The organism is Desulfovibrio sp. 7SRBS1, from assembly GCF_049723905.1.
GTDB lineage: Bacteria > Desulfobacterota > Desulfovibrionia > Desulfovibrionales > Desulfovibrionaceae.
Window position 1 is genome coordinate 3,317,759 of the sequence record NZ_JBJKFD010000001.1, and the last position, 13,680, is coordinate 3,331,438.

At 57.7% G+C, this 13,680-nt stretch carries 12 protein-coding genes; 4 read left to right on the plus strand and 8 right to left on the minus strand.

Annotated elements, in window-relative coordinates:
• Nucleotides 1-25 precede the first annotated feature (25 nt).
• The 7 genes from rbsK to deoC all read right to left on the minus strand — a co-directional run bounded on the left by rbsK (nt 26) and on the right by deoC (nt 7,463).
• Nucleotides 26-952, minus strand: a complete 927-nt coding sequence (rbsK, locus tag ACI0FJ_RS14880) for a ribokinase (RefSeq protein WP_424304684.1) — start codon at nt 950-952, stop codon at nt 26-28.
• A gap of 13 nt (nt 953-965) precedes the next feature.
• Nucleotides 966-2,045 (minus strand): aldose 1-epimerase family protein, encoded by a 1,080-nt coding sequence (locus tag ACI0FJ_RS14885; RefSeq protein WP_424304685.1) that lies wholly within the window; start codon nt 2,043-2,045, stop codon nt 966-968.
• A 17-nt stretch (nt 2,046-2,062) separates the two neighbouring features.
• On the minus strand, nt 2,063-3,055 hold the full coding sequence (locus ACI0FJ_RS14890) for an ABC transporter permease (protein ID WP_424304686.1): 993 nt from the start codon (nt 3,053-3,055) through the stop codon (nt 2,063-2,065).
• Nucleotides 3,056-3,064: 9 nt separating this feature from the next.
• Nucleotides 3,065-4,039: an ABC transporter permease gene (locus ACI0FJ_RS14895; RefSeq protein ID WP_424304687.1), complete on the minus strand. Its 975-nt coding sequence runs from the start codon at nt 4,037-4,039 to the stop codon at nt 3,065-3,067.
• A 9-nt stretch (nt 4,040-4,048) separates the two neighbouring features.
• Entirely contained in the window at nt 4,049-5,542 is a 1,494-nt protein-coding gene (locus ACI0FJ_RS14900) for a sugar ABC transporter ATP-binding protein (RefSeq protein WP_424304688.1), read from the minus strand.
• 70 nt (nt 5,543-5,612) lie between these two features.
• Nucleotides 5,613-6,662, minus strand: coding sequence for an autoinducer 2 ABC transporter substrate-binding protein (locus ACI0FJ_RS14905; protein WP_424304689.1), 1,050 nt, complete (start codon nt 6,660-6,662; stop codon nt 5,613-5,615).
• Between the two features lie 120 nt (nt 6,663-6,782).
• Nucleotides 6,783-7,463 (minus strand): deoxyribose-phosphate aldolase, encoded by a 681-nt coding sequence (deoC, locus tag ACI0FJ_RS14910; protein WP_424304690.1) that lies wholly within the window; start codon nt 7,461-7,463, stop codon nt 6,783-6,785.
• Nucleotides 7,464-7,786: 323 nt separating this feature from the next.
• On the opposite strand from deoC, the gene ACI0FJ_RS14915 reads away from it, so the two are divergent.
• Nucleotides 7,787-8,563 carry a DeoR/GlpR family DNA-binding transcription regulator gene (locus ACI0FJ_RS14915; protein WP_424304691.1) on the plus strand — a complete coding sequence of 259 codons (777 nt, stop codon included), beginning with the start codon at nt 7,787-7,789 and terminating at the stop codon, nt 8,561-8,563.
• 207 nt (nt 8,564-8,770) lie between these two features.
• Here the strand turns inward: ACI0FJ_RS14915 and ACI0FJ_RS14920 are convergent, their stop codons facing one another.
• Nucleotides 8,771-9,676 carry a radical SAM protein gene (locus tag ACI0FJ_RS14920; RefSeq protein WP_424304692.1) on the minus strand — a complete coding sequence of 302 codons (906 nt, stop codon included), beginning with the start codon at nt 9,674-9,676 and terminating at the stop codon, nt 8,771-8,773.
• Between the two features lie 739 nt (nt 9,677-10,415).
• On the opposite strand from ACI0FJ_RS14920, the gene ACI0FJ_RS14925 reads away from it, so the two are divergent.
• The 3 genes from ACI0FJ_RS14925 to ACI0FJ_RS14935 all read left to right on the plus strand — a co-directional run bounded on the left by ACI0FJ_RS14925 (nt 10,416) and on the right by ACI0FJ_RS14935 (nt 13,461).
• A complete protein-coding gene (locus tag ACI0FJ_RS14925; RefSeq protein ID WP_424304693.1) occupies nt 10,416-11,417 on the plus strand; it encodes a TRAP transporter substrate-binding protein in 1,002 nt (333 codons plus the stop codon).
• 233 nt (nt 11,418-11,650) lie between these two features.
• On the plus strand, nt 11,651-12,163 hold the full coding sequence (locus tag ACI0FJ_RS14930; RefSeq protein ID WP_424304694.1) for a TRAP transporter small permease: 513 nt from the start codon (nt 11,651-11,653) through the stop codon (nt 12,161-12,163).
• Nucleotides 12,163-13,461 (plus strand): TRAP transporter large permease, encoded by a 1,299-nt coding sequence (locus ACI0FJ_RS14935; RefSeq protein WP_424304695.1) that lies wholly within the window; start codon nt 12,163-12,165, stop codon nt 13,459-13,461. The genes ACI0FJ_RS14930 and ACI0FJ_RS14935 overlap by 1 nt, the downstream gene beginning before the upstream one ends.
• The last annotated feature ends 219 nt before the right edge of the window (nt 13,462-13,680 follow it).

Genomic DNA, 13,680 nt, shown 5'->3' on the forward strand with positions numbered 1-13,680 from the left:
GACCGAATCGGGGGCGGAAAGAGAATCAGCCGAGCGTTGCTTTGAACTGCTCGAACTGTTCCGCAGTGGCATAGGAAGACTGCGTGCCGAGGCGCGTGATGGAATCGGACGCGTATCGGGCGGCGTCTTCCAGGGAGGCGACAAGGTCGCGGCTGCGCACGTAGGTGCTGACAAAACAGCCTATGAAGGCGTCGCCCGCGCCGGTCGTGTCCTTGGCTTCCACCTTGGGGCAGTCGATGTGCAGCGCGCGTCCGGTTTCCACAAGCAGTACGCCGTTTTCACCCAGGGTGACGATGACCTGCTGTACGCCTTTGTCCACCAGGGATTTTGCCGCGGCTTCGGCTTCCTCTATGGTGGTTACGGGCATGCCGGAAAGAATCTGTAATTCGCTTTCATTGGGCACCAGAAAGGTGGCCTTGCAGACTTCCCTCATGTCCAGATCGGCCTGGGCCGGGGCCGGGTTCAGCAGAACGTCGATACCGTGCGTTTTGCCGAAGTTCAGCACATGGTAGATGGTCTCCACGGAAATTTCCAGCTGCATGACGATGATGGCGCACTGCTTGAGGTCGTCGGCCACGCGATCGATGTCCGCGGGCTTCAGGTGTGCATTGGCGCCCTTGACGATGAGGATGCTGTTGGAGCCGTTGGGCTCCACGAAAATGGGGGCCACACCGCTGGGAACGCCGGGCACGGTCTCCACGTATTTGGTGTCTATGCCGTTGTCCGCCAGGTTCTTTTTGGTGTTGGGGCCGAACATGTCGTCGCCCACCTTGGTTACCATCATCACGTCCGCGCCCAGTTTGGCCGCGGCCACGGCCTGGTTGGCGCCCTTGCCGCCAAAGCCCATGGCAAAGGAAGGAGCTTCCAGGGTTTCGCCCTCGTTGGGCATGCGGTCCGTGTAGGTGATGAGGTCGACCATGTTGCTGCCGACCACGGCGATTTTTGTGCTCATATTCCCTCCCGCTTTACAGCTTTGCGATAAGATTCGCTGCCTTTTCCGCTTCTGCAGCATCCAGGTATCCGGCCGTGACGTTGAAATGCCGTTTGCCGTGGCCGGGGATGATCTGCACGTTGCCCTTGGCCTTTTCCGCCAGGTAGCCTTCCGGCTCGCAGGTTGCGGGCAGGGCGAATGCGGCCACCTGCTGGTCCGAGTTGCACAGCACCCAGCGCACGGTATGGGGAAAGTCCTTGGTGGAATAGGAGGTGTAAAAGCCGTCCTTTTCCGTGCGGCGCAGCATCAGGTGCGTCTTGCCGTCGGCGTCCGTGTGCAGGTTCTTGATGAAGAGCACCTGCTCGGGGTTGTAACGGGCGGTTTCGTGCAGCGTGGCCATTACCGAAGGATCTTCGGCCAGGCTGGCGATAAGGGCCTTGAAGTCGTCGTTGGGCACCACGTGGCCGGGAATGGAGGTGCGCACCACCGTATCTTCGGGGGTGAAGCCGGTGGGCTGGTGGATGGTGCCGTCCTCGGCATAGGCGAAATTCATGTGGCACATGTACATCAGTTCCATGTCGTCGCCGGACAGGTTCTCGATGTCCATGGAAATGTCGAACACGGTCTTGTTCTGGCGCAGCGTCAACGCGGGCCGGGCCAGGTAGTGGCTGCCGAAGCCCATGGCGTATTCGCAGGAGCCGGTTAGCCGCAGGTAGGGCCCTTGTTCGTCGTGCCCCCAGACCAGTTCCGCGCTGTCCATGGTGGCGCAGGGCATTTCCCCGTGCAGGGGGTGGGTGTCCTGGGGCGAGGGGCAGCCGTTGCGCAGCAGCCCGCTGTGAAAGGCGAAGCATCCGTAGGTTTCCACCACGGTGGCTACCGGGCGGGGCTGCGGAAACATGTTGGTCATGGTCAGGTCCACGCCGTCCATCACCGCATCCCATATCATCTGACCCATATAGGGCAGAACCGTTACGTAGCCCCGGCTGTTCTGCAGCCGGACAGCCTCTATGCCGCTGTCGTAGCGGAAAAGGGAAGCCTGAAAGCCCTCGGCCGTGAGTACGGTTTCTTCACGGGGGCCGAAAAAGGATCTTTGAAGATGAAATCGTTGTGTCATGGTGTGCTCCACTGCGCTCAATTATTGAGTTTCTTTCTGTTGTTCAAATAATTGATGACCATGATCAGCAGCAGGAACGCGCCCCAGACAAAGTCTATGAGGTGGTTGCTGAAGCGCATGATCTGCAAGCCGCTGGACAGAAACATCAGGGCGATGACTGCAATGAGGATGCCCAGAATGGAACCCTTTCCGCCCGACGGGTTGGTTCCGCCCAACACCGCGATGAGAACGGCCTGAAGCAGGTAGGAGGAACCGTAATCGGATTTGGCCGCATTGGCCCGGCCCGAAAGGATGATGCCCGCTATGGAGGCGATGACCCCGGTCATCATGTAGGACAGGAAGATCATCTTGCTCTTTTTAAGGCCCGCATAGACGGCAGCCTTGGGGTTGGTGCCGATGAGCGTGAGGTTGATGCCAAAGACCGTCTTGTTCAGTACAAAGGCCACCAGCAGCAGGATAAGAATGAAAATGACCAATGGAAAGGCGATTCCCAGAACCTTGCCGTTGCCGATGAAGGCCCAGTAGGAAGGAAAGCCCACAATGGCCGGGCCGCCGGAAATGACCAGGCACAGCCCGGTGAATATCTGGGCCGTGCCCATGGTTGCCAGAATGGGCGTTATGCCCAGCTTGGTGATGAAAAATCCGTTGGCCGCTCCGGCGCACAGCCCCACGCACAGGGCCAGGGCCAGCCCGGCGGCCACGTAGACCAGAAGCACTTCCGGCGGAATATTCTGGCCGCGGGTAAAGTGGGCAAAGAACGATCCCGCCACAATGCCCGAAAGGTTGGCCACGCCGATGATGGACAGATCAATGCCTCCGGTGAGCATGGAGATCATCATTGCCAGGGAAAGCAGCCCCAGCTCCGGGAACATGAAGCAGATGGACTCGAAGTTGTAGTAGCGGAGAAATTTGTCCGGGTTGAGGATGCTCATGGTCGCAAACACCAGAATGGTGATGATGACGAGCTGGAAAAGGTTGTTTTCCCTGTTTATGAAGCTGCGAATATTCATGGGACACCCTTACATGCTTTTATTTCTGTCTCTGTAGGCCGTTGCCGCCGTCGCCGCCAGGATGATCATGCCGACCACGACCCGCTGCCAGGTGGTGTCCACATGCATGATGATCAGGCTGTTCTTGACCATGACCAGGGTGAAGACCCCGAGCATGGTTCCCAGAACCGACCCCTTGCCTCCGAATATGCTGGCTCCGCCCAGCACCACGGCGGCGATGACGTCCAGTTCCAGCCCCCCGAAGTCGCGCGGGTTGGCCAGCCAGATCATGGAGCTGTGCAGCAGCCCGGCGAATCCGGCCAGGGCGCCTGCCAGCCCGTATACGAAAAACGTGGTCTTGCGCAGGCTGAACCCGATGCGCTGTGCGGAAACCTGGTCGCCGCCCATGGCGTATACGCTGCGTCCCATCAGGGTGTAGCGCAGGATGAGGTGCACCATCAGGGCCAGTCCTATGTACACCAGAATCATGGCCGTGAGCCCGTAGTGGGTGCCGTCGGGCGTGGTGAACCCCCACAGCTCCGTGGTGGCGAAGTTGATGAGCACCTTGGGCATCTTGTTGATGTTGATCATGCTGGTGCCCACGCCGCCCAGCAAAAGGCCGCGCACCAGGCTTGCCGTGCCCAGGGTGACGATAAGCGGGATGATCTTGAAACGGTATACGAAGAAGCCGTTCATGAAGCCAAGGCACATGCCCATGGCGGTTGCCATCAGGAAGGGGATGAAGATTCCCTGGCTTCCGGTGGCGACCATGTATTTGACCGTGAGGTACATGGCTGCCACGGCAAAGGCCGGGAACGATACGTCGATGCCGCCGGAGATGAGCACGAGCAGCACGCCCAGGGCCATGATGCCCATGACCACGTTGCTCTGCAGCAGGCTGAACATGTTCTGGAACTGCCAGAAGGCCGGGTTGATGAGGCCGATGATGCCCATGGCGACCACCAGGACGATGCCGACGACCATTTCCGCTTTATGATGCTGCATGACCATTTTTCAGTCCAAATTTTTCAGGAGTTCGTTGATCTTGTCTTCGTCCGCTTCCAGAGCTGCGATATCGCGCACAAACCGCCCCCGGTGGATGATCAGGATACGGTTGCAGTTCTGAATAAGCTCGGGGACATCGTCGGAAATCATCAGCACGCTCAGGCCGTTCTGCTCGGCCAGGGTGCGGACCATGGCATGGATTTCCGCCTTGGAGCCCACATCCACGCCCACGGTGGGGCCGTTGAGGATGAGCACCTTGGCATCGGTAAGCAGCCATCTGCCCAGGACGACGCGCTGCTGGTTGCCGCCGGACAGGGAATTGACCGGATTGTTCCCGGACGGGGTGGCGATCTTGAGGTTGTGAATCAGGTCTTCTGTAAGCCGCGAACCCTTGTTGCGGTCCACCACTCCGAAGAGCCCGGCAATGCGGTCGTAGGCGGCGGCAAGCAGGTTGCGGTTGATGGACTGGGTGGCGAAAAGGCCTTCGGAAAGGCGGTCTTCCGGCACATAGGCAATGCCGTTGTCGATGGCGGAGCGCACGGAATCCAGAACCACGGTCTGGCCGTCCACCCGGATTTCCCCGGTATGCTCGGCCATGCCGAACAGCGCCTTTGCCATGGGGGTTCTGCCCGAACCGAGCAGCCCGGTAACCCCGACTATCTCGCCCTTGCGCAGGGTCAGGTCCAGGCCGTCGCATTCACCGGGAATGGTCAGGCCGCTTACTTGCAAGCGCGGCGTTTCATCTTCGGACGGGGTAAAGACGTACTGGCTGGCCTGGATTTCCTGGCCGGTCATGGCCGTGGTGATGGCGGCTTCGGTAAAGTCCGAGGTGGAACCTTCGTCCACCTTGGAGCCGTTGCGGATGATGGTCAGCCGTTCGCTGATTTCCAGCATCTCGCGCATCTTGTGGCTGACGAAAAGTATGGAAATTCCCTGTTTCTGGATGTTGCGGACGATCTCGAAGAGGTTGTTGACCTCTTTGCCGGTAAGGGCCGTGGTGGGCTCGTCCATGATGATCAGCCTGGCGTCGAACATCAGGGCCTTGGCAATGGCCACCAGCTGTTTGCCGGAAACCGGCAGGTCGTCCACCAGATCGCGGAGGTTCAGGTCTATGTGCAGCCTGTCCAGCGCTTCACCGGCTATTTCATAGGTCTTGCGCCAGTTCACGAATTTCTTTTTGTCGTGCAGCTGGGCGTTCAGGGCCAGGTTTTCCGCCACGGTCAGGTTCCCGAACAGGGAAAAGTCCTGGTAGATGACCTGTATGCCCTTGCTCAGGGACTGGATGGGCGTGAGCTTGTGGAAGGATTCTCCGTCTATGGAGATGGTGCCCGAATCCGGGGTGTAGACTCCGGAGATGACCTTGATAAGCGTTGACTTGCCGGAGCCGTTCTCTCCCGCCAGGCAGTGGATTTCACCCGGCTGGATGGAAAGGGACATGTCGTTCAGGGCATGCACCCCGCTGAACGACTTGTGGATGTTCTTCAGTCCCAGAAATTCTGTCATGCTGCACCCGAAATAGTAAACATTGAACGGAGAGGGGCGCGGATGCGCCCCTCGTCTAAGTTCCTGAGAACTAGAAGTTGTACTTGTCCATGTTTTCCTTGGTTACGCCCACCCAACCGGCGCCGTACAGGAGGTTCGGCTTGTTCTTCACCGGGGTGATGAGGTCTGTGTAACCGGGCAGTCCGAGGTTCAGGCCGGCCTTTACCTCGTTCTTCTTGCCGTTCAGGACCATGACGGCCAGTTCGTTCATGGCGTATCCGGCCACGGCGGGATCCCAGAACTGGATGTACTGGATGTCGCCGTTTTTCAGGTATTCGCCAGCCACGGAAACCAGGCCCGTACCGGCAAAGAACAGCTTGCCCTTCAGGTTGCGTTCGGCAATCAGACGACCGGCACCTGCCGAAGTGGGCATGGGACCACCCACAATACCCTTGAGGTCGGGGTAGGTTGCCAGAACCTCTTTGAGCTTGTTGTAGTCGGTGTTGGCGTCGTCATAGGTTTCCAGACGGCTGGTCACCAGCTCCATCTTGGGGAAATGCTTCTTTTGGTAGTCGATGGCGCCGTCGATCCATTCGTTCTGGGACTTGGATGTGAGGCTGCCCACAGTGCCGACGTACTTGCCGGTGCCGCCCATGTACTCGCCCAGCACCTTCATCAGGTTGGCGCCGTATGCGAAGTTGTCGAAGGCTTCCAGAACGTAGTCCACGTTCTGGATGTTGGAAGCTTCGTGGGCAATGACCAGAATGCCGCGGTCACGCGCTTTTTTCAGTACCGGTTCCACGGCTTCCACGGAAAAGGGAACCACGCAGATGGCGTCCACGCCCTGGGCAATCAGGTTTTCGATGATCTGTACCTGGGCAGCGGCATCGGTCTGGCTGGGGCCCACCATCCAGGTATCCTGGCCGGTGTCCTTGCCGAACTGCTCCACGCCGTCGCGCATGCGGTCGAACCAGGCAATGCCGTCAACCTTGACGACCGTGGCAATGGAGTATTTCTTGCCTGTGCTTTTGGTATCCAGATCCTTGCGAACCTTGGAAATGTCCACCGGTCCGTTGGAACCGGCAAAAGCCACTGTCGAGACCAGAAAAGTCATGATCAGCGCCAAACAGAACTTTTTCATCCCAATCTCCCATACTTGGCTAAGTTTTTGTAAATATCGCATTCGCACGGTGCGAAGTGCCGGACATTCTTACTACGCGTGGTTGTGGGGCTTTGGAAAAGCTCCCGATACGGGCAAGTGTTAGTAGGACGCCGTGCTTGTTTCGCCCTTGACGATGGCGATGCCGGAGCTTGCGCCCAAGCGGTCGGCACCGGCGTCGATCATGGCCTTGGCGTCCTCGTACGAGCGGATGCCGCCGGAAGCCTTGACCTGCATATCCTGTCCCACGGTTTTGCGCATCAGCCGGACGTCTTCCACGGTTGCGCCGCCGTGGCCGAATCCGGTGGAGGTCTTGACAAAGTCCGCCCCGGCTTTCTTGCTCAGGCGGCAGGCCAGAACCTTTTCCTCGTCCGTGAGCAGGCCGGTTTCGATGATGACCTTGAGCAAGGCCTTGCCGCAGGCCTTTTTGACCTCGCGGATGTCGTTTTCAACGTATTCCTCGTTGCCGTCCTTGAGCGCGCCGATCTGGATGACCATATCGATTTCATCCGCGCCGTCTTCCACTGCGAACTGGGTTTCCGCGACCTTGGCCCGGGTGCTTGCGGCACCGAGAGGAAAGCCGATGACGCAGCAGGTCTTGACGCCGCTTCCGGCCAGGGCTTCGGTAGCCAGGCGGGCAAAGGACGAGTTGACGCACACGGAGCAGAATTTGTACTCGCGGGCTTCGGCGCACAGCTTGAGAACCGCCTCGCGGCTGGCTTCGGGCTTGAGCAAGGTATGGTCGATATATGAGGCCAGAGATGCTGATTCGTGATCTGACATGACACCCTCTTTTTTTGGTGTAAAAGTAACTTCTTAGTGTTAATATCGTAACATTTAGGCTAGGTCAACCAGTGGCCGACTTTAATGTAGGTTCTCTGTGAACTTTGTTACATGGCTGTGAAAGATGGCATCCGCCGTGGGTTTCCTGGCAGCCGGGCAGGAGATGGACAGCCTGTTGTGGCTGCTTCCAATTAGAATAATAGGGAAAAATATTTAATGGGAGCGCACGGTCCGGCAGGCTCTCCCTTCCTCTTGGCCGGGAGGGCTTGTCAATGTTGACCAGATGTGCAAATGTTAGAAACCTAACATTGTTTGAGGTGGTGATGTTCGAACGCAGAAAAAAACGGCTGGATACGATAAGGACGCTGCTGGAGCGGCAGGGTACCATTCATCTGAAGAGCGCGGCGGAAACGCTCGGGGTCTCGGATATGACCATTCGTCGGGATATTGCGGCTTCCAAGGCGGAACTGGCCTATCTTGGCGGGTACATCATTTCCGGCAAGAGCCTGCCGGGCACGCCCGAGTACAAGATGAATACCGAGGAGGACCGCAACACGCGCAACAAGGAAAGGGTGGGACGCATTGCCGCCTCCATGGTGGAGCAGGGCGATACCATCTTTGTGGACTGCGGCACGACCACGCCGCATATCATCTCCGCCCTGCCGGAAGATCTGTCCATCACAGTGGTTTGCCACGCCCTGAATATCGCCAATCTGGCGTCCCGGTTGCCCAAGGCGAACCTTATCCTGCTGGGCGGGGTCTACTATTCCGGGACCATGGTTTTCAAAAGCGACCCCGGCCTGACCATGCTGGAGCAGGTGGCTATCAGCAAAGCGTTTATCTCGGTCGGCGGCATCCATGCGGAACGTGGGCTGACCTGCTCCCATTTTTACGAAGTGGATATAAAACAGTCTGTTATGCGTGGTGCTGTTCAACGATATATGATCGCCGATTCCAGCAAATTTTCCCTGGTCAAACCAGCCTGCTTCGGGCAACTTTCCGAAGCGGAAACAATAATTACAAACCCTGATATCCCCGACGACTACCGCGCTATTTTGGATGAAATCCCGCTGAACGTGATGACTTCTCCGAAAAAATAGCCTTTACGCCCCAGGTGGGCACAAGGGGGCGCGCAGGGCGCCGGTCTCACTCCCGGTGCGTTATCTCCGTGCCGGGGCGCTCTGCTGTTGTCGGCCGAAGGTTTGTTCAATTCTTCAGTTCGTTCTGTCCGGTCATCCCCGCACTCGTCGTTCGAGCCTGTTTCCCTTGTTTCGTCTGGTCAGCTTGGTCTGGCCAACGCAGTCTGGTCACTCCAGTCTGGTCAGTCCGGCCTGGAGTGCTTCCTGCCGGGCCTGGGTTACCTCTTTCTTTGTCACGTTGCGGGCCAGCGCCGGGTGGTTCATGGCGTTCCCGCAGGGGTGATACTGCCCCATGATGTTGACGTAGGTATCGGTTGAAAGGCCTGCCAGAAAACGCATCCAGGGCCGGGTTCCGGCAATTTCTCCGGGCATGACCAGATGGCGGACGAGAAGTCCCCTTTGGGCCATGTTCCGGTCGTCCAGTTGCAGGTCTCCCACCTGGGAGTGCATGTCGCGCACGGCCTTGCGCGCCACATCGGGGTAATTCTCGGCCAAGGTGTAGACACGGGCCGCTTCCGGGTCGTGAAATTTAAGGTCCGGCAGGTAGATGTCCACAATGTCGCGGAGCAGCTCGATGGTTTCCGGGCTGTCGTAGCTTCCCGTGTTGTAGACCAGGGGGATGCGCAGGCCGCTGTCCGCCGCAATGACCAGGGCTTCGATGATCTGCGGAACAACATGGGTGGGGGTGACGAAGTTGATGTTGGCCGCGCCCCGGCGTTGGAGCTTGACCATTATTCCGGCCAGGGTGTCGGCGCTTACCTCGGTGCCTCGATAGTTGCATTTATGGCCGTGCGAAATCCTCCAGTTTTGGCAGAACTCGCAGGCCAGGGAGCACTGCATGAAGAATATGGTCCCCGATCCGCCGGGCCCGACCAGTGGGGTCTCCTCGCCAAAGTGCAGCTCGTAGCCACTTACCCGGGCGTACCGCCCGGTACGGCAGACCCCTGTGTTGTCCATGAGTCTGTCGACCCGGCATTGTCTGGGGCAGAGTTGGCAGTCCTGAAGTTCGCGCAGCGCCTGGGCCGCTCTTTTCTTCAGTTCTCCTCTCTGATGCAACCGGAGGTAGGATGGCATTATCGGCTTTCTCCCTTTGGGGAACAGTGGGTGTGTTGTTCTGTATCCCTTGTACAGCATAGGGGCTGTGGAGACAAAAATCTTTTTGTCTTTGGGGCGTGCCCGATGAGAGCGTGGGCAGCCCCCGGCGGGCGCGGGCGCAGGCCCTCTTATGCCCCTGTGTTGCAATGATTTCGGGGGGATGTGAAATGGCGTGGTGCTGTGGTCGCTGCTTTTTTTGATGCATTGCCACAACGACATGTGCACGGCTGCAACAGCTGGGAAGGGGGGTGAGGGACCCCGAGAGGCGGAAAAGCGGAAAAGGGGCAAAGAAGTGTTGCAGCGGTGCAACTTTTTGGGATGATTGGAAGTGTTGTTCGGAGTGGGGTTGTCCGTTACATTGCGCTTTTTTTCCCAAGGTTCCCGAGCTGCAAGGTTTTTAAAAAATGGCATTTATATTGCTTACTGCGAGACGTCGGTTTTTGGGTAAAATCGGCGTGATACTTTTTTCCCAAGCATTAAATTTTTTGAAAGAACCAAATCAGTCGATAAAGGGCGTTGTTGTGATGTTGGCGCATCGTGTGAGGTAGAGGACAATCTTGGCGGATGTCCGATATGTTTCCACATCCTTCTGCTCCTGTCGAAAATATAAATGTGTGATGCGGTCGCAAGCAGCTGGCAATACGGCTGGCGGCCCTACGTATGGTCTACGGACCGGGACTTTGTTTACACTCAAATCATTTTTACCTGGAGCACCAAGATGAAGAGAGCAATTGTTCTGCTTGCTGTTGCAACATTTCTGCTGGGTTCGGTTACAGCATTTGCACAGGGCTACAAAAAAACAATGATCATGGCTGCAACAGCCAACCCCACGGGCAGCCTCCATGCCGTGGCTTTGGAAAAGTTCAAGGAAATCATCGAAAAGGAATCCGGCGACGACGTCCACGTGAATCTTTTTCTTGGCGGCTCCATGGGCAGCGAACAGGCCAATGTGAAGCAGCTGCGTGACGGCGAAATCCACGTAGCGGTTCTGGCAGATGGCAACCTGACTCCGTTTGCTCCGGCGGCAACCATCACCATTCTGCCTTATCTTTTCCCCAAACTCGAAGATGCATACACCCTGCTGGGCAACAAGAAGTTCGTAAGCGAACTGGGTGACGACGTGGCCAAGCAGAGCCAGACCCGTCCCCTGGGGTGGCTCATCGGCGGCTACCGCGTGCTGACCAACTCCAAGAAAAGCATCACCAAGATGGAAGACCTGCAGGGGCTGAAGATTCGCGTTCCCAAGGTCCGCATCCAGCTCGATTCCTTCCGCTCCTGGGGCGTTGAACCCCATCCCCTGGCCTGGTCCGAGACCTTCAACGCTCTGCAGCAGGGTGTTGCCGACGGTCAGGAAAACCCCCACTCCATCAACCAGGACCAGAAGTTCTGGGAAGTGCAGAAGTACATCACCGACCTGCACTACATGCTTTGGGTTGGTCCTTTGCTGGTTTCCGACACCTGGTACCAGCGTCTGCCCAAAAACACCCAGGAACTGGTGCAGAAGGCCGCTACGGAAGCCTGCCAGTACGAGTGGAACTGGGTTGCCGCACAGGACAAGAAGGCCCTGGAAAACTGCCTGAAGCACGGCATGGTCTTCGAGCAGCTGACCGACGAAGACGCGTGGATGGAAAAGGCCCGCGCTCTGTGGCCGCAATACTATGACGCCGTGGGCGGCAAGGCGAAGATCGAGCAGGCCCTGGCAATCATGGGCCAGAAATAGACTTTATCGCACAGGGGCGGGCTTTGGCCCGCCCCTTTCAGGGCTTCGCCCGCCCTGGCAGTCGAGAAAGTGAATGGTGTTGTCGCTGCAAAGAAAATCAATCCCGACGTATCTGAACCACACAGGTACTTTGATTTTTTCCCGGCACACGCATTCGGTCGAACTTTCCCGGCAGCCTGTCGGTTTGGACTCTCCAATCACTCTGGACCCTTAAATACTACCTGGTACCGAGTATGAATATTGCAAAAAAGTTTTTCACCAATTTCGAGGAAAACCTGTGCATGATTTTCCTTGGAACAATGGTCTTCGCCCTGACATTGCAGGTCTTCATGCGGTTCTTCCTGAGCTCGTCCCTGGCTTGGACGGAAGAGCTGTCCCGCTACACGTTTATCTGGTCAGTCTACATGGGTGGGGTTCTGGCCGTTAAACACGGGCAGCACGTCCGCATCACGGCCCAATTCATGGTGCTTTCCCCAAAATGCCGGGTAGGCCTTCGCATCTTTACCGATTGCGTCTGGATACTGGTCAACTTTTTCATTGCCTACCAGTCCTGTCTGGCCCTGGACAACGCCTTTGCCTTTCCCGAAGTCTCCCCGACCCTCGGAATCGTCAAAGGCTATGTGGAAGCCATGCTTCCCGCCAGCTTTCTGCTGATGAACCTGCGCCTCATCATGGGGTACTGGAAACTTTTCAAGGATCACGATCTGATGAGCCTGGCCCAGATCGGCGGAGGGGATGAAGCCTAATGTCTACTCTTCCTCTTATCATTATCGTTCTGGTCGGCTGCTTCTTCATCGGGATGCCGATCTTCATGTCCCTGATCATTTCGGCGATCGTGGCCATTGTCTCCTGCGGCTACCTTCCCCTGTCCATTATCCACAACTCCCTGTTCGACGGGGTCAACATCTTCCCCCTGCTGGCCATTCCCTGTTTCGTCATTGCCGGTACACTCATGGAGTACGGCAACATCACCAAGCAGATCATCGACGTGGTCAAGCAGGTGGTGGGACGGCTGCCCGGCGGTCTGGGCATCACCACCATCCTGGCCTGTACCTTTTTCGCCGCCATCTCCGGCTCGGGGCCGGGAACCGTGGCCGCCATCGGCACGCTGATGATTCCGTCCATGGTGCGCAGCGGGTATTCGCCGTCCTATTCCGCGGCAGCCGCGTCCTCCGGCGGAACCATCGGCATCCTGCTGCCACCCAGTAACCCCATGATCATCTTCGCCATCCTTGCCAACGTCTCGGTAACTGCAATGTTCACCGCGGGCATCGTGCCGGGGCTGATCGTCGCCATGCTCATGGCCACCATGGCCATGGTCAAGGCCAAGATGGAAGGCGTGCAGGTGGACGAGTCGCTCCCTCCCTTCAGCATGAAGGTTTTCCTGGTAAGCCTGTACAAGGGCGCGCCCGCGCTGGCGACGCCGCTCCTCATACTCGGCTCCATCTATTCGGGCATGGCGACTCCTGTGGAAGCGTCCGTGGTGGCCATTGTCTGGGCGCTCTTTGTCGGCATTGTCATCAACAAGGCGCTCACCTTCGACCACATCAAGAAGTCCCTGCTGGAAGGCGCCATGCTGTGCGGCACGGTTCTGCTCATCGTGGGCGCATCCACGCTCTTCGGCAAGATCCTCACCTACGAGCAGGCACCGCTCAAGCTGGCCAACCTGGTTCTGGGCGTTTCCAAGAACCCGCAGATCGTGCTGATCATGATCGTCGGCATACTCTACTTTCTGGGTATGTTCATGGAGACCCTCTCCACCATGATCATTCTGGCTCCGGTTCTGCTGCCCATGATCCGCAACCTGGGCATCGATCCCATCCACTTTGGTGTGGTCATGGTCATCACCAACGAGGTCGCCATGCTGACACCGCCTTTGGGCGTGAACCTCTTTGTCTCTTCGCGGATTGCCAACCTTTCCGTGGAAAAGATCTCCGTGGCGGTTCTCCCCTATCTGGCCGTGCTTACAGCTGCCATCCTGCTTATCGTGTACTGCCCGTTCCTCAGCACCTGGTTGCCTGCTCTTATTGGAGCCGGCATGTAGGACGGAGTACCTTCTGGATAGTAAAGGCCTCGTCGCGTAACGCGCGACGAGGCCTTTTTTGTGTGGGCAGGGTGCTGAAAAAGGCACGATAGCGGCGTTGCTGCACATTTCCGCATCGCGGGCCGTATTTGATATACTGTCCTCGCTCGCGGAAATGCTTGCGTCTGGCTCTCGCACCTTTTTGAGCACCCTGCAGGATGTTGAAAAAGGCACGATAGC